General features: G+C 72.4%; 12 protein-coding genes. All 12 read right to left on the bottom strand.

The features are described from left to right. Positions 1–2,297: non-ribosomal peptide synthetase (locus ACZ6JY_RS28090; RefSeq protein ID WP_469200143.1), on the bottom strand; the 2,297-nt coding region annotated here is incomplete at its 3' end. Beyond that, positions 2,294–6,937 (bottom strand): amino acid adenylation domain-containing protein, encoded by a 4,644-nt coding sequence (locus tag ACZ6JY_RS28095; RefSeq protein WP_469200145.1) that lies wholly within the window; start codon positions 6,935–6,937, stop codon positions 2,294–2,296. The genes ACZ6JY_RS28090 and ACZ6JY_RS28095, both read right to left, overlap by 4 nt. 208 nt (positions 6,938–7,145) lie before the next feature. Next, positions 7,146–8,147: an ApeI family dehydratase gene (locus ACZ6JY_RS28100; RefSeq protein WP_469200147.1), complete on the bottom strand. Its 1,002-nt coding sequence runs from the start codon at positions 8,145–8,147 to the stop codon at positions 7,146–7,148. Continuing rightward, positions 8,144–8,884: a 3-oxoacyl-[acyl-carrier-protein] reductase gene (gene fabG, locus ACZ6JY_RS28105; RefSeq protein WP_469200149.1), complete on the bottom strand. Its 741-nt coding sequence runs from the start codon at positions 8,882–8,884 to the stop codon at positions 8,144–8,146. Before fabG ends, ACZ6JY_RS28100 begins: the two co-directional genes overlap by 4 nt. A gap of 45 nt (positions 8,885–8,929) precedes the next feature. Continuing rightward, positions 8,930–9,097 (bottom strand): hypothetical protein, encoded by a 168-nt coding sequence (locus ACZ6JY_RS28110; RefSeq protein WP_469200151.1) that lies wholly within the window; start codon positions 9,095–9,097, stop codon positions 8,930–8,932. 9 nt (positions 9,098–9,106) lie between these two features. After that, positions 9,107–9,283 carry a hypothetical protein gene (locus ACZ6JY_RS28115; protein ID WP_469200153.1) on the bottom strand — a complete coding sequence of 59 codons (177 nt, stop codon included), beginning with the start codon at positions 9,281–9,283 and terminating at the stop codon, positions 9,107–9,109. Between the two features lie 3 nt (positions 9,284–9,286). After that, entirely contained in the window at positions 9,287–9,925 is a 639-nt protein-coding gene (locus ACZ6JY_RS28120; RefSeq protein ID WP_469200155.1) for a DsbA family protein, read from the bottom strand. Further along, a complete protein-coding gene (locus tag ACZ6JY_RS28125) occupies positions 9,922–11,781 on the bottom strand; it encodes an alpha/beta fold hydrolase (RefSeq protein WP_469200157.1) in 1,860 nt (619 codons plus the stop codon). The genes ACZ6JY_RS28120 and ACZ6JY_RS28125 overlap by 4 nt, the downstream gene beginning before the upstream one ends. Beyond that, on the bottom strand, positions 11,778–12,641 hold the full coding sequence (locus ACZ6JY_RS28130) for a beta-ketoacyl synthase N-terminal-like domain-containing protein (protein WP_469200159.1): 864 nt from the start codon (positions 12,639–12,641) through the stop codon (positions 11,778–11,780). The genes ACZ6JY_RS28125 and ACZ6JY_RS28130 overlap by 4 nt, the downstream gene beginning before the upstream one ends. Next, on the bottom strand, positions 12,634–13,767 hold the full coding sequence (locus ACZ6JY_RS28135; RefSeq protein ID WP_469200161.1) for a beta-ketoacyl synthase N-terminal-like domain-containing protein: 1,134 nt from the start codon (positions 13,765–13,767) through the stop codon (positions 12,634–12,636). Before ACZ6JY_RS28135 ends, ACZ6JY_RS28130 begins: the two co-directional genes overlap by 8 nt. Further along, entirely contained in the window at positions 13,745–14,917 is a 1,173-nt protein-coding gene (locus ACZ6JY_RS28140; RefSeq protein ID WP_469200163.1) for a beta-ketoacyl synthase N-terminal-like domain-containing protein, read from the bottom strand. Before ACZ6JY_RS28140 ends, ACZ6JY_RS28135 begins: the two co-directional genes overlap by 23 nt. After that, on the bottom strand, positions 14,914–16,119 hold the full coding sequence (locus tag ACZ6JY_RS28145; RefSeq protein ID WP_469200165.1) for a beta-ketoacyl-[acyl-carrier-protein] synthase family protein: 1,206 nt from the start codon (positions 16,117–16,119) through the stop codon (positions 14,914–14,916). Before ACZ6JY_RS28145 ends, ACZ6JY_RS28140 begins: the two co-directional genes overlap by 4 nt. Position 16,120: the final 1 nt, after the last annotated feature.

Here is a 16,120-nt window from a genome sequence, read left to right on the forward strand (position 1 = left end):
CCACCACCGGCCAACGGACCACTCATCGACACACACACCGTCGACTCCGTCGGACCATACGCATTCACCATCCGCCGACCGGCCGACCAACGCTCCACCACATCGGCACTTGTCGCCTCACCGCCGACGACGAGGCCGCGGAACTCGGGGAGTTCGAGGGGCGGGACGCCGGCGAGGGCCATGGGGGAGATGAGGGCGTGGCTGATCCGGGCCTCGGCGAGGAGAGCACCCAGTTCCTCGCCCGCGAGGACGTCGGTCGTGGGGACGACGAGGGCGGCGCCCGCCAGGAGGCTCATGCACACTTCGAGCACCGAGGCGTCGAAGCTCGGCGATGAGAACTGGAGGACACGGCTCGCGGCGTCCACGCCGAAGCGGTCGATCTCGGAGGCGGTCAGGTGGGCGATGCCGTGGTGGGTGACGACGACACCCTTGGGGCGGCCCGTCGAACCGGACGTGTAGATGACGTATGCCGGGTGCTCCACCCGCAACGGCTCGTCCCGCTCGCTGTCGGAGACATCGGCCGCCGACAGCGCGGCCACCTGCCCGGCCACCGCGGGATCATCCACGACCACCACATCGGCCGCGCCGACATCACCCACATTCACGCCGTCCAGCGTCAGCACCACCACCGGCGCCGCGTCAGCCACCATGAACGCCATCCGCTCCACCGGATAGCCGGGATCGACCGGCACATACGCGCCACCGGCCTTCACCACCGCCAGCAACGCCACCACCAGCTCCACCGAACGCGGCATCACCAGAGCGACGAAACGCTCCGGGCCCACACCACGGCCGATCAGGTATCTGGCCAGGCGGTTCGCGCGCTCGTTCAGCTCCGCATACGTCAGCTCCACGTCACCGCGCACCAGCGCCACCGCATCCGGCACCGACGCGACCTGGCGCTCGAACAGGGCCGGCAGCGTCGACGGTTCGGTCGCCGCCGAACCCGGCACCTCGTTCCACTCCACCAGGACCCGGTGGCGCTCTGCCTCGCCCAGCACGTCGATGGCCGCGACCGGCTGAGCCGCGTCGCGGATGATCGCGGTGATGATCCTGACGAGGCGGTCCGAGATGGCCGCCACCTCGGCGCGGTCGAGTGCGCCCGACTGGTAGTTGAAGCGCAGGGTGAGACGCGGGCCGGGGGCCATCACCAGGGCCAGGGGGTAGTGCGTGGCGTCGTGCGGCTCCACGCCGGCCAGGCGCAGTCCGGTGCCGGGGATCTCGCGGTCCAGCTCGTGCGGGAAGTTCTCGAAGACCACCAGGGAGTCGAAGAGTTCGCCCATGCCGGCGGTGCGCTGGATGTCGGCGAGGCCGACGTACTGGTGCCGGGCCATGCGCAGGCTCTGCTGCTGGAGGCGTTCGAGCAGGGGCAGTACCGCCTCGTCGGGGCGGACCCGTGCGCGTACCGGGACGGTGTTGATGAACAGGCCGACCATGGACTCCGCGCCGGGGACCTCGGCGGGGCGGCCCGCCAGGGTGGCGCCGAAGAGGATGTCGTCGCGGCCGGTGTGGTGGGCCAGGAGGAGCGACCAGGCGCCCTGCACCACGGTGTTGGCGGTCAGGCCGTGCGCGCGGGTGAACGTGTTCAGCTCTTCGGTGGTCTCGGCGGAGAGCTGGACGAAGTGGTTCAGGGGGGTCTTGTCGGCGTCGGCGGGGACGTCGGGTGCCAGGAGGGTCGCCTCTTCGACGCCGTCGAGGAGTTCGCCCCAGGCCGCCTTGTGCGCCGCCGCGTCCTCGCGCATCAGCCAGGCCAGGTAGGTGCGGTGCGGGACGGCGGGCGGCAGGTCGCGGCCTTCGGCGTCGGCGTACAGGCGCAGGAGGTCCTCGATGAGCAGGGGCATCGACCACCCGTCGAGGAGGATGTGATGGTTGGTGAGCAGCAGTACGTGGCTGTCGTCGGTCAGCCGGATCAGGGTGAACCGCAGCAGCGGGGGCACGGCCGGGTCGAAGCGGCGGGCGCGGTCCTCGGCGACCAGGCGCTCCTGCTCCCGTCCGCGGTCCGCCGGGTCAAGGGCGCTCAGATCGTGCTCGGTGAAGTCCAGCGGGACGGTGCGGTGCACCACCTGGACGAAGTCGCCGTCGCGGCGGGCGCGGAAGCCGGCCCGCAGGCCGGGATGGCGCTCAAGCAGCTTGGCCGCGGCTCTGTGCAGGGCGGGGACGTCGACCGGGCCGCTCAGCGAAAGGGCGAACTGCACGGTGTAGACGTCGGGGGCGGTCTCGTCGAACTGTGCGTGGAAGAGCAGGCCGGCCTGAAGGGGCGCGAGCGGAAGGACGTCTTCAATACGCGACTGCTTCACTGGGCAATCTCCCATTCTCGGGCCAACTCGTCTTCGAGCGCGTCAAGATCGCTCTGGCTGAGGGTGTTCAAGGTGAGGTCCGACGGCGTCTGGACGGCGGTGTCCGACTGTTCCGCGCTGGTGATGAGGGCTTCCAGGCAGCGCTGCCAGAGGTCGGCGAGGCGGGTGGCCGCTTCCTCGGTGATCAGGGCCTTCGGCCAGGTCCACCGGGCGGTGAGGCGGCGGCCGTCCGCACCGTCCCGCACCATGACGTTGATGTCCATCCGGTGCGCGGCGGGCATGGCGGGGTCGGTGATCTCACCGAGGGCCTCGCCGGGCGCGAGGCCCCAGGTGTCCGGTCCGGTGGCGGCGGCGTCGAAGCGGCCGAGGTAGTTGAAGCCCACGTCGGGTTCGGGCCGGTCCGCGAGTTCGGCGGCGGTGTCCGGGTTGTGGTGCCGCAGCAGTCCGTGGCCGATTCCGTCGCCGGGGACGGTGCGGAGCTGTTCCTTGATCTGCTTGAGGGCGTCGTCGGCGGCGGTGCCGCCCCGGCTCGCGGCCCGCGCGTCCGCCGGGTCGAGGCCGAGCGTCACCGGGTGGCGGGAGGTGAACCAGCCCACGGTCCTCGACAGGTCGTGCGTCTCGCCGAGCGGTACGCGGCCGTGGCCTTCCAGGGCGACGGTGAGCCGTCCTCCGCCGGGTTCGTCGGCGCCGCGCCACTGCGGGACCGCCATCATGAGCGCGGCCAGCAGGACGTCGGTGACGGCTCCGTTGATCCTGGCCGGCACGGTGGTCAGGAGCGGCTCGGTCAGGGCGGGGCCGAGTGCGGTGTCGAGGGAGACGAGGTGGGCCACGGTGTCGCGAGCCGGGTCGAGCGGGTCGCCGCCCGGCAGCAGCGGCGCGGGGCGGGTGACATGGGCGGTCCAGGCCGGGAGTTCGGCGACCCGCTCGGGCTTGCGGGCCTCGTCCGTGAGCCGGTGGGCCCAGGCGCGGAAGGAGGTGCCGCGCGCGCCGAGGTCGGGGGTGCGGCCGGCTGCCGCGGCGCCGTGGGCGCTCTCCAGGTCGTCGAGCAGGACACGCCAGGAGACGCCGTCGACCACGAGGTGGTGCAGGACGAGCAGCAGCCTGCCTGGCCGCGTGCTTCCGGCGTCGAACCAGACCGCCTGCACCATCACGCCGTCGTCCGGGGCCAGCCGGTCCGCCGCGGCCTCCCGGTGGGTGGCGATGGTGGCGGCAAGGGCCTCCTGGCCGAGGTCCGCGACATCGACGACCTGGGTGAGGGCGGTGGCGTCGGCGGCATCGGCGATGTGGAGCCGCCACGACGGGGAGCGGACCAGGCGGGCCCGCAGGGCGTCATGGTGGGTGAGCAGGGCGCGCAGCGCGGTGTCGAGGTGCTCGGCGCGGACGCCGGCCGGGGTCTGCACGAGGGCGAACTGGCCGAAGCGGTCGATGTGTTCGCCGCGGCCGCGCAGCCACTCCATGATCGGTGTGGCGGGGACGTCGCCCACCGGGCCCACCTCGTCGGCGCCGCCCGTCCCGATGGCCGTGGCACGTGGGGCGAGGGCCTCGACGGTCTTGTACGCGAAGACGTCCTCGGCGGTGACGAGCAGACCGCGGGCGCGGGCCCGGGAGACGAGGCGCATCGCGACGATGCTGTCGCCGCCCAGGTCGAAGAAGTTGTCGGTGACGCCGACGGTGTCCAGGCCGAGCACCTCGGCGAAGGCCCGGCAGAGGATCTCCTCGGCCTCGTCGCGGGCGGCGGTGCCCGTGGTGAGGCCGCCGTAGTCCGGCGCGGGCAGGGCACGGCGGTCCAGCTTGCCGTTGGCGGTGGTCGGCAGGTCGGGCATGACGACGACGGCGGCCGGGATCATGTACTCGGGCAGCCGGTCCGCCATGGCGCGGCGCAGGTCGGCGGGGTGCGCGTCGGTGCCGGGGCGCAGGGTCGCGTAGCCGACGAGCTGGCTGCCGCCGGGGCCGTCGGACCGCAGGATCACCGCGGCCTGCGTCACCTCGTCGAGGTCGGAGAGTGCCGCCTCGATCTCGCCGAGTTCGACGCGGAAGCCACGGATCTTCACCTGGTCGTCGGAGCGCCCCAGGAAGATCAGGTTGCCGTCGTCGCGCCACCGGGCCAGGTCACCGGTCCGGTACATCCGCTCGCCGTCGCGGAACGGGTCGGCGACGAACCGTTCGCCGGTCAGCGCCGCGCGGTGGAGGTAGCCGCGGGCCAGCTGGACGCCGGAGAGGTACAGCTCACCGGGGACGCCCGCAGGTACGGGCCGCAGCGCGGCGTCGAGGACGTAGGCACGGGTGTTCCATACGGGCGCGCCGATCGGCACGCTGTCGTCCCTGTCGTCGGGCCCGCACTGCCAGGCGGTGACGTCGACGGACGCCTCGGTCGGGCCGTACAGGTTGTGGAGTTCCACCTCGGGGAGCGCGGCGAAGAACTGGCGCTGGGTCTCGCGGGGCAGTGCCTCGCCGCTGCATACGACCCGGCGCAGGCCGGGGAAGGTCTCGGCGAAGGGGGCGCGGGCCAGGAACGCCTGGAGCATGGAGGGGACGAAGTGCAGAGTGGAGATCCGCTGTGCGCGGATGATCTCCGCGAGGTACGCGGGGTCCTTGTGCCCGTCGGGCCGCGCCACGACCAGGGTGGCGCCCTCGGCCAGCGGCCAGAAGAACTCCCAGACCGACACGTCGAAGCCCGAGGGGGTCTTCTGGAGGACACGGTCATCGCCGGTGAGACGGTACTGGCCCTGCATCCACTGGAGCCGGTTGGCGATTCCGGCGTGCGGGACGACGACGCCCTTGGGGCGGCCGGTGGAGCCCGAGGTGTAGATGAGGTATGCCGGGTGGTTCGACCGGAGTGCGGTGGTGCGGTCCCGGTCGGTGGGGTCGGTGCCGGGGTACCGGGCGAGGTCCTCGCGGGTGCCGGGGTCGTCGAGGCACAGCCGCGGGCAGTCCGTGGCGGGCAGGTGCGCGGCGGAGCCCGTGGTGGTGAGGACCGCCGCCGGCCGCGCGTCGTCGAGGACGTACTCGATGCGGTCGCGGGGGTGGCCGGGGTCGACGGGCACGTAGGCGGCGCCGGACTTGAGCGTGGCGAGCAGCGCCACGACCAGGTCCACCGAGCGGTGCAGCGCGACGGCGACGCGGTCCTCGGGGCCGATGCCCTGGTCGATGAGCCGGTGCGCGAGCCGGTTGGCCCGGATGTGCAGCTCCCGGTAGGTCAGCGACTCGTCGCCGAAGACGAGGGCTTCGGCGTCGGGGGTGCGGGTCGTCTGGGCTTCGAGGAGGGCGCTGAGGGTGCCGGTGTCGTGGCGGGTGTCGTTCAGGCCGTGGACGAGGCGGTCCTGTTCGGCGGGGGTCGCCACCTCGATGCGGCCGAGGGGCCGCTCCGGCGCGGAACGGGCCAGCTCGGCCAGGAGGTGTTCGAACCGGGCGCCGTGCCGGTCGACGTCGCCGGGTTCGTAGACGTCGCCGTTGGCGTGCAGGTCGATGGCGAGGCCGTGACGGCCAGGACGGCCGTCGACGACGAACGTCATGTCGTCGTTGGGGCCGACGGTGAGGCTGTGCGAGACCGTCTCGCAGCCCGGGATCGAGAAGTCGGTGTCGAACATCAGGAAGTTGACCTGTGGGCCGACGAGCCGGCGGTCGTCGCCGATGAGCTTCAGGTCGCGGCGCAGGTCCTCGTAACGGTAGTGCTGGTGTCGCACCGCGCCGTGCATCGCCTCGGCTGCCGCCTTGACCAGTTCGGCGACCGTGGCCGTGGCCGGTACGGGGACGCGCAGCGGCAGGACGTTGGAGACCATGCCCGGGATGCGGCGGGCGGCTCCGACGCGGCGGGCGGCGACCGGCAGACCGAGGACGACGTCGGTGCTGTTGGTCATCTTCGCCATGTACAGCGCGATGGCGGCGGCGGTGACGACCGGCCAGCTCGTGTTGGTCTCCCGTGCGAGCCGGCGCAGCCCTTCGGTGACCGGGTCGGGGAGACGGCCGGTGCGCCGGTGGAAGGAGGAGGGCATCGTCGGCTGGCCGCCCGAGAGGCTGGCGGGTTCCGGGCGGTCCCCGAAACGGTCGAGCCAGTACTCCCGGTCGGCCGCGAAGCCGTCGGACGCGCGGTAGGCCGCGTCGGCCGCGACGAGTTCGGTGAGGCCGCCCAACGCCCGCCCGGGGTCGGGGGCCCGGCCGCCGGTGAGTTCCCGGTAGAGCTCGGCGGCGCGCGTGGCGATCAGGCCGCCGCTGAAGCCGTCGAGGGCGATGTGGTGGGCTCGGTAGTACCACTGGAGCCGTTCGCCGCCGAGGTCGATGAGGGCGAACAGGTACAGCGGGTCCCGGGCGGGGTCCACCGCCGTGCGCGCGTCGGCCAGCATCCAGTCGAGGGCGGCCGCCTCCGGGACCGGTTCGGCGCTGACGTCGACCGTGCGGATCCGGGCGGGCGGGGCCGGGTGCACGCTCTGCACCGGCTCGCCGTCGTGCTGGTGGAACGCGGTCCGCAGCGCCTCGGCCTCGCCCAGGACCCGGTGCAGCGCCTCGGTGAACGCCGTCCGGTCGAGCGGGCCCCGGATGTCGACGTACTCGGCGATGTTGTAGATGGCGTTGTCCGGGTCCAGCCGCTGAGCGAACCACATGCCGCGCTGCGCCGCAGTGAGATCAATGGCTTCAGCAGGCACTGCTGACATTGTTGTTCCCCTCCGTTGGTTTTCTCGGCACCGGTCCGGCAAGGTCGAAACCACGGTGGAATTTCTCGTCAACGCGCGAAGTTCGCCTTTTCCGGTAATCGGCGGCACTTTCAGATTTCACTGAAGCTCATTGATCCGATCCGGCAGCACAGTGAGAATATGCGCGGAGCACGCGGAGGTCGCGCTTGCTTTCAATACTTCAAAACAGTTCGCCGGACGGGCGGAGCACGGCGAGGGCCTGGCCGATCTCGGCGACCAGCTCGTCACCCCGGTGGATCTGACCGCTCATGACGACACCGACGGACGTGTACTGGTCGATGCGGACGGTGTGCCGCAGGGTGTCCCCGGGGTGGACGCCCCGGTGGAAGACGATGTCGCGCACGGTCGCCAGGATCGGGGCGTTGCCGCCGGGCTGTCCCTTGTCCCGCTCGCGCCGCAGCCACAGCAGGGCACCGCTCTGTCCCCAGGACTCGATGAGGAGGGACGGCGGATAGCGCAGGGCGCGCTCCCCCGCGTCGGGTGCCAGCCGCGCGTAGCAGGGTTCGCTGCCGGTCACGGCCTTGCTGGTGACGATGCGGTCGTAGGGGTCGAGGGCGAGGACCCGGTCGACGAGCAGCATGGGGTGGGCGTGCGGGATCGTGCCGCGGATCTCGGCGTGCTCAAGGAGCGCCGGTTCCGGACCGGTTGCGGGGGTCCGTGTGCCACCACTGCCGGTCCCGGTGGCCGCGCCGGTGCCGGTGCCGGCGCCGGCGCCGGAGACGATCCGGAAGGCCATCGAGACCTTCGCGGCCAGGGCGTCCCCCCGGCGGCAGTCGGCGGTGACCTCCAGCTCGTCCGGGCCCCCGGCCCCGGCCCTGGCCACGCAGTGGATGTCGAGCCGGTCGCCGGGGCGCAGTGCCGCGAGGAAACGGGTGGAGATGATCCGTGCCGGTTCCGCGAAGGCCCCTTCGCCGTGGTTCTCCCACACCAGATGCAGGACCGCCTGGTAGACGGACTCGATGAGGAACGCGCCCGGGTAGATGGTGAAGTCCGGGTAGTGGCCCTCCATGTAGGGGTCGTCGGCACGGACGAGCTTGTGCGCGGTGACCTCGGTGGCCGACAGGACGGTGCAGCCGTCCACAGCCGGGAGCGGGACCGCCCGTGCCCGGCGGCCGGCCTCGATGGCGGCGCCGGGCACGGGCGGCGGGACGACGGGGGTCACAGCACGACTCCGCCGTCCACCCGGATGACCTCGCCGGTGATGTAACCGGCCTTCGAGGACAGCAGGAACGAGACGAGGTCGGCGACCTCGTCGGCACCGCCGTAGCGGCGCATCGGGATGCTCTTCAGCGCCTGGGCGCGCACCTTCTCCGTGAGCACCTCGGTCATGTCGGTCTCGATGAAGCCGGGGGCGACCACGTTGACCCGCACGCCGTAGGCGGCCAGCTCCTTGGCGAGCGAGATGCTCATGCCCTGGATGCCCGCCTTGGAGGCGGAGTAGTTGGTCTGCGTGGCGTTGCCGTCGATGCCCGCGACGGAGGACATGTTGACGATCGCGCCCTCCTTGCGCTTCATGAACCCGAAGACCACCGCGCGGCAGAAGTTGAACGTGCCGTCGAGGTTGGTGGAGATGACGGCCCGCCAGTCCTCCGGGGGCATCAGGACCATCGGGTTGTCGCGGACGATGCCCGCGGAGTTGACCAGGGCGCGGACCGGACCGATCGCCTTCTCCGCGTCGGCGACGAACGCCTGCACGGCGTCGAAGTCGGACACGTCGCACGGGGCGTGGTAGACCTGCACGCCCGCCTCGCGGACCAGCTTCTCGGTCTCCTCCGCCGCCTCCACACCCGAGCGGTAGCAGTAGGCGATGTTGCGGCCCTCCTGCGCCAGGCGGACGGCCACGGCGCGTCCGATGCCCCTGGAACCGCCCGTGACGACGGTGCATCCCTCTTCGGTCACTGCTCTCTCTCCTCAGCCAGTAGGTGGATCAACACGGGCGGCATGTCAGCCGCAGCCGCCGGCGGTGTCCCGGTCCAGGGCGCCGACGCGGCCGACGGCCTCCTTCGGGATGCCGGCCAGCGGGTCCTCGCCCCACTCCTCGTCCACCAGCGGGTAGCCGGTGGACGGCTCCCCGGGACCGTCAGTCCGCGAGGCGTTCGTGGTCGTACTCATTCCTCTTCCTCATTCCCTTCCGGTGACGGTGACGGCGGCGAGCTGCCGCTCCAGCGCGGCGACGAAGAAGGCGAATCGGTCCTCCAGCACCAGGGGGACGTCCGCCAGCGGGTCATCGGTCCTGGTGTCGCCCGCCGCCGGCGGGAGCGGCTCCCAGGGGCGTCGGCGCGGGGTGCTCACGCTCATGTCTCAGCCCTTCGCGGCGGTGGCCGCCAGTTGCTGTTCGAGCGCGGTGATGAAGTCGTCGAGGCGGTCGAGGCCCCAGTAGCGGTGCCTGCCGAGCCGGAAGTACGGGACGCCGAACACGTCGTCCTCGTACACGTCCATGAGTGCCTGGACGCCCTGCTCCCGGATGGCCGGGTCCTCGGGGGCGGCCGCCAGGACGTCGCCGTCCAGGCCCGCCTCACGGCAGACGCGGCGCAGCGTCTCGCGGTCGCAGATGTCCTCGCCGCGCTCCCAGCGGGCGGCCATGACCGCGCTGTAGTACTCGCGGTGCACGCCCAGTTCCCGCGCCTTGAGCCAGCCGAGGTGCGGCAGCTCCCACCACTCGTCGCCGGTGTCGATCGGCCACTTCATGGCGAAGCCGTGCTTCGCGGCCAGGCGCTTGGTGTCGCTGAGGATGTACAGGTGCTTGGCCTTGCTCATGGCGACGTAGTGGAACTCGCCGCCGCGCGCTTCGAGCTCGGCGAGGCTCTGCTCGTCCGGCTCGGTGAACGGCACGTACTCGATGAGTTCCTGCGCGTTCGGAATCCGCTCCTCCAGCAGGCGCACCGCCATCCAGCTGAACGGGCTGCGCAGCGAGAAGTACAGGCGGGGCGGCCTCCTCACGCCTGCCCCCCGAGCAGCGCCGCCTTGACGTCCTCGTCGAACAGCGCGACCGTGCCGGCCTTCTCGCCCTTGCTGATGGCGTAGCCGTGCATGATCGTCGCCGTCGCGCCCAGCTCCAGGCTGTCGCCCCGGCGCACGTAGCAGTCCATACGGGCGGTGTAGACGGTGTCCTTGATGACGTCCTCGACGGTGAAGACCGTGTGCACGGTCTCCTCCATGAAGATGTCGGACAGCATCTGCACACGGGCACGGGAGACGACCGGGATCCACGCCCGCTCCTCGAGCAGCCGGCCGATGGCGAGGCCCCGGGCGTGCAGGAAGCGGTCGACGACCTCCTCCAGCGTGCGCACGTAGGCCGAGTGCTGGAGCCGGTCGGAGAAGTGGCAGTAGTAGTACGGGGCCCGCCAGGACCACAGGTGCGCGCCGGAGCCCTCGGGGACGAGGACGTCGGCGACCTCCTGGCCGGGGGCGATGGGCAGGCTCGCGGACTTGGCGTTGGCGAGGGCCGCCACCTCGGGCACCACAAAGGTTTCGAGGATCGCGGGCACCGGCTCCGTGCCCGAGCCGTCCTTGACGGTGACGAGGGCGACACGCATCTTGCCCTTGAGTACGGTGACGGCCTCGCCGTCCCGCTCGACGGTCAGCGTGACGGTGAACGGCGCGCCCTGTTCCGGCTTGGGCGTGGCCGAGACCACCGTGGCGTAGACCCGGTCGTCGACGAAGAGCGTCGCGGGCAGCTGCACCGAGGAGTCGACGATCTCCAGGCCGAGGCCGTAGCGGTGGTACATGTCACGGGCCCCGACACCGCGCTCGCGGAAGTACTCCAGTACGGCTTCTTCGGCCAGGTACATGAAGTGCTTGAACCCGATCCAGGTGCGGATGTTGGCGCCTTCGTAGCGGGGCATTCCGACATAGGTCGTGGGGGCGCCGTCAAGCAGATTCGTCACAGTGCCTTCTTCGTAGAATTCGGGTCCGGACACGGATTCCGCCGATGCGGATACGTATTCCGGTGCAGGTACGGATTCACGTGCGGATACGGGTTCGGGGGCCGCGCCGGGAACAGGCGCGGCGGACGGGATGCCGCGCAGGAACGCGTCGACTTCCCGGGCCAGCTCCCGCGCCTGCGTCACATGGCAGAAGTGCCCGTACACCCCGCGCAGCCGCACGGTGGCCGCGGGCATGGCGCGGTCGAGCGCGGCGGCCCGCATCGGGGTGAGCGACTCGTCGTCCACCCCGGCGAGGACCAGGGTGGGGACCGTGACGCCGGAGAGGTCGAGCCTGCCGGACGCCTCGAACTCCCGGCGGAAGACGGGCAGTCCGCCGACGACGGCGCGATCGCTCGCCTTGCGGGTCATCGAGGCGATGATCTCCGGGTCGATCCGGGCCGCGCGGGGGCCGAGCGCGAGGGTGACTCCCTGGCGGATCACCTTGCGCAGCGCGCCCTCCTGCCGCAGTCGGACCGCGGGGGACACGGGGAAGCCGACCGGGCGGTAGAACGGTGCCGCGAGCACGGCCGCCTCGATGCCGGGGCCGTCCTCGCACCCGGCGAGGTACTCCAGTACGGCGTTGGCCCCGAACGAGTGGCCCACCAGGACGGCGGGCCGCTCGGGTACCAGGTCGAGGGCGCGGCGCAGCCACTCGCCCGGCGAGCCCTCGGCCCGCCAGGCGTAGGAGTTGCCGCCGTGCCAGGGCAGCTGGAGCGCGTACAGGCGGTATCCGGGCAGTCGGTCCGCGAGGTCGCACCAGATGCCCCAGGAGTCCTCGATGCCGTGGGCGGCGACGAGGACGGGCCCTTCCCCCGGGCCGCGCCGCACCTCCAGGCCGTCGGTCCGGGCCACCGTGTCCCACTGGGTCATGCCGCGCCGCCGATCGGTTCGCGCAGGGCCGCGGTCACACCGGCCCAGGCGTCCTCGCGGTCGCCGCAGGCCACCGTGAGCGGGCCCGCGGCCTGCCCGGTGACCAGCCGCTCGGCGGCGACCGCCAGGCCGATGACACCGTCGGCGCCGTAGCGGCTGCCCATGCCGGGCTCCGCGGTGGCGGGCCGTTCGCCGTACCGCTCGACGGAGCCGATGGCGACGGCCGCGCGGCCGGGCCAGGCGCCGTCCACGCCGAGCAGGACACAGCCTGCGCCTTCGGTCAGCCGGCCGCCGTCCGGGCGCAGCGCATCAAGGCCCCGGGCCACCGGGTCCGCGGGCTCGACCCCCACGACGACGGCGCGCCGGGCCCGGCCGGCGCGCAGCAGCCGGGCGGCGAGCTGCACGGCGTCGAGTCCGGCCGTCGCGCCGCTGCACACCGCGAGGTTCGGTCCCGTGAAGCCGTACCGGATCGCGATGCTGCTGGCGATGATGTTGCTGGAGGCGTTCGGCGCGTCCAGGACGCTCACCGCGGCGCCGCCGCCCTCGCGCATGTCCGAGACCATCGCGCAGACGGTCCCGGCGTTGCCGAGGTTCGAGGCGACGACGACGGCGGTGCCCGCCGCCCGGTCCACCGGCCCGGCGGCCCGGCCCGCGGGCAGGCCGAGCGCCCGGTGCACCGCGCACAGGGCCAGCCGGGTGGCCGGCTCCTTGCCGAGCAGTCCCTTGCGGCCGAGGACGAGCTTGGCGTCCGCCGCCGAGCAGGCGGGCTCCTGCGGGGAGCCGGGCAGTTCGGCCGCCCCCGTGCCGGGCACGTGCACGGCCCAGCCCGCCAGTACGACCTGCGGGTCGCGGTCAGCCATCAGTCGCCTCCACAATCGTCACCGCGTTGACCCCGCCGAAACCGAAGGCGTCGACCTGCGCGAGGCGCGGGCTCACCCGGAGCGGGGCGCCGTGCACGAGGTTGAGCTTCTCGGCCTCCGGCATCGGTTTGCGCAGCCCCGTCACCGGCGGGACGGTCCCGGCGCGCATGGCGGTGAGCGCGACGAGCACGCTCATCAGTGCCGAGCCGCCCGACGTATGGCCGATCGCGCCCTTGATGGCCGTGACCGGCGGTCCTTCGGGGCCGAACACGTCGAGCAGGGCCGCCCCCTCGGTGGGGTCGTTGAGGCCGGTGGACGTGCCGTGCGCCACCACCAGACCGATGTCGTCCGCCGATATCCCGGCGTACTCGTGGGCCTGGCGCATGGCCGCGACGATCCCGGCCCGGTCGGGCGCGGTCTCGTGGTACGCGTCGCAGGTGAGGCCGACGCCGCGGAGCACGCCGAGAGTGGGCCGTCCGTCGGTGACGTCCTCGGGGCGCTCCAGTACGACGGCTGCCGCGCCCTCGCCGAGCAGGACGCCCGGGCGGTCCTCGTCGAACGGGCGGACCATGTCGGAGGTGCCGGCCGTGACCTTGCCGATGACGGTGAGCATGCTCTCCGTCATCGTGTCGCAGCCCGCGGCGACCACCACGTCGGCGTCGCCCAGTTCGAGCATGTCCGCGCCGAGCGCGAGCGCGTATCCGGACGCCGCGCACGCGTTGGCGATGGTGTGCACCTCGGTGACCTCGGGCACCGCTGCCCGTACGGCCTCTCCGAAGTGCAGTTGCGCCAGGCGCAGTTGCGCGCCGTCGGCGTGCCACTGCTCGACGCCGCGCAGCTCACGCAGGCCGGTGCCCACGACCACCGCCACCCGGCGCCGCGCGGGGTCGACCCCGGCGGCGCGCAGGGCCTCGGTCACGCAGCCGGCGAGCCAGTCCCCGGCCAGGCGCAACCGGGGCCTCGCCTGATCGTCCTGGATCTCGTAGCCGTGGGTGACGCCGAGCTTGCCGGGGTCGCCGAGAGTCAGCGGAGCGACCCCGTCGCGCCCTTCCAGGAGGGCCAGGCAGGTGGCCTCCAGGTCACCGAGGCAGGTGACCATGGAGCTACCCGTGATGGCCGCCGGCACGGCTCCACCCCCTGATGACCGCCGCACCGGCGGCGCCCTCCGCGGAGCGGGTGGTGATGACCGAGATCTCGCCGTCGCGGTCCGGTTCGGCACGGTGGCGCGCGAGGACCGCGGCGACCTGGAAGGCACCGGTGACGCTGAGCGCCTCGCCGGTGGACTCCTTGACCCGCAGCCGGGGCACGTCCGTGCCCAGCACGGCGGTGACGGCCGCTTCCTCGGCGTCGTCCAGGCGGGGCATCCCGCTCCAGGCCGTCGCCACGGTGGCGACGTCGCCGGGCGCCACCCCGGCGCGGTCCAGGGCCCGCCGCAGGCAGGTCTCCAGCCCCGCGGCGAAGGCCCCGTCGGGACCGGGCGGTTCGAAGACACCGGCCTCGACGGCCAGCACCTCGGCGTCCATCGCGCGCCCCGCCGCGCGCACCTCCTCGGCGCGCTCGACCACGAACACCGCGGCGCCCTCCCCGGCGGGCAGGTCACCGCCCTCGACGGACTGCGTGTAGTGCGCGGCCCACGCGGTGTGCGGGCTGAACTCCTCCACGGCACCGACGAGCAGGGCGTCCGCGTAGTGGCAGTTGATGAGGTTGCGGCCGTACCGCAGGGCGTTGTGCATCGCCATGTGGCCGCCGGCCACCGTGGCGTTGGGGCCCTTGAGGCCGAACCAGATGCCCGCCTGCCCGGCCGTGCAGTTCATCACGGCGTTGGGGAACAGCAGCGGGTTGACCAGGTAGGGACGGTCCTGGGTGAAGGTGTCCTTGCTGTAGTCGCTGGTCGACTTGGCGCTGCCGGTGGTGGTGCCCATGGTGATGCCGATGCGGTCGCGATTGCCGTCGTCGACCTCCAGGTCGGAGTCGGCGAGCGCGGCCTTGCAGGCGACCAGGCCGAGCGCGGTCGAACGGTCGAAGAACGAGGTGCCCTTGCGGCCGAGGTGGTCGCGGACCTTGAAGTCGACCAGTGCGTGCGCCTCCTGGCGCGGCAGCGGCTCCTCGTACATCCCGGAGACGTCGCTCGGGCTCGGGTTGCCGAGCGCCGCGGCGAGGGCCTCGGGTCCGAGGCCCGCTCCCGAGAGCACGCCGAAGCCGGTGATCGCCAGGGTCGCGGTGGCCGCCGTCCTCGGCGCCGGGGCGGCCGCGGTACTACTGGGCGCGGTCGTCATGACATCCTCCCGAGGACGACGATGGCGTTGTTGCCGCCGAAGGCGAATCCGTTGACCTGGGCGATGCGGACGTCCGCGTCCCGGGCGTGGTTGGGTACCGGGTCGATCGCGGGCAGCGCCGGGTCCGGAGTGCTGAAGTTGATGGTCGGCGGCAGGAAGGAGCCGGTGATGCCGAGCACCGAGGCGATCGCGCCCAGGCCGCTCGCGGCGCCCATCGCGTGGCCCAGCATCGACTTGGTCGAGCTGATCGGCGGCGGGTCGTCGCCGAAGACGTCGACCACCGCGCTGGCCTCGGTGTAGTCGTTGGCGGGTGTGCCGGTGCCGTGGGCGCAGATGTAGTCCACGTCCTCGGGCCTGATCCCGGCGTTCTTGTGGGCGAGGCGCATGCACGCGGCGATGCTCGCCCGGTCCGGCGCGACCATGTGGCTGGCGTCGCAGTTGAGGCCGTAGCCGAGGACCTCGGCGTGGATCCGCGCGCCCCGGGCGAGAGCCGAGTCCAGGCTCTCCAGGAACATGGCGGCGCCGCCCTCGCCGGTGATGATGCCTGCGCGGTCCTTGTCGAAGGGCGAGCACGCCTTCTCGGTGAGCGCGCCCAGCCGGTAGAACCCGGCGTGCGACCAGCGGTGCACCGAGTCCGCACCACCGGCGATCATGTAATCCATCTCGCCGGAGCGGATGAGGTCGCTGGCGAAGCCGAGGGCGTAGTTGCTGGCCGAGCACGCGGTGGACAGCGTCACCGCGTCGCCGGTCAGGCGCAGTTCGCGGTTGACCGCCTGCGAGATGCGGGCGCTGGACACCTGCCGCACGAGGCCGGCGTCGAGGCCGGCGGGGCCGACGGCCAGGGAGTCGGCGGTGAGGCGCTCCAAAATCTGCGTCTCACCGCCGGTGGTTCCCATCGTGGAGCCGGCCGCCGAGGACGCCAGGACGTCCTCGTCGATGCCGGAGTCCGCCACCGCGAGGCGGGCGGCGGACGCGGCGAAGAGGCTGGTGCGGCCCCACTCTTCGACAGACAGCCGACGGACCATGTCCTCCGGCCGAAAGTCGTGCACCTCTCCGGCCATGTAGTAAGGGAAACCCGTGGTATCGAAGCACTCGATGGGCGAGACGCCGTTGACGCCCTGCCGCAGCGCCTGCTCGTAAGCGGTCGCTCCGATACCGATGCTCGAGACAGGCCCCAGGCCCGTGATGACTACCCGTCGCATG

The organism is Streptomyces sp. NPDC046335 (assembly GCF_055587985.1).

Coding starts and splice junctions, on each gene's coding strand:
- ACZ6JY_RS28110 (WP_469200151.1), bottom strand. CDS start 9,097: ATGAGTACGACCACGAACGCCTCGCGGACTGACGGTCCCGGGGAGCCG.
- ACZ6JY_RS28115 (WP_469200153.1), bottom strand. CDS start 9,283: ATGAGCGTGAGCACCCCGCGCCGACGCCCCTGGGAGCCGCTCCCGCCG.
- ACZ6JY_RS28125 (WP_469200157.1), bottom strand. CDS start 11,781: ATGACCCAGTGGGACACGGTGGCCCGGACCGACGGCCTGGAGGTGCGG.
- ACZ6JY_RS28130 (WP_469200159.1), bottom strand. CDS start 12,641: ATGGCTGACCGCGACCCGCAGGTCGTACTGGCGGGCTGGGCCGTGCAC.
- ACZ6JY_RS28140 (WP_469200163.1), bottom strand. CDS start 14,917: ATGACGACCGCGCCCAGTAGTACCGCGGCCGCCCCGGCGCCGAGGACG.
- ACZ6JY_RS28145 (WP_469200165.1), bottom strand. CDS start 16,119: ATGCGACGGGTAGTCATCACGGGCCTGGGGCCTGTCTCGAGCATCGGT.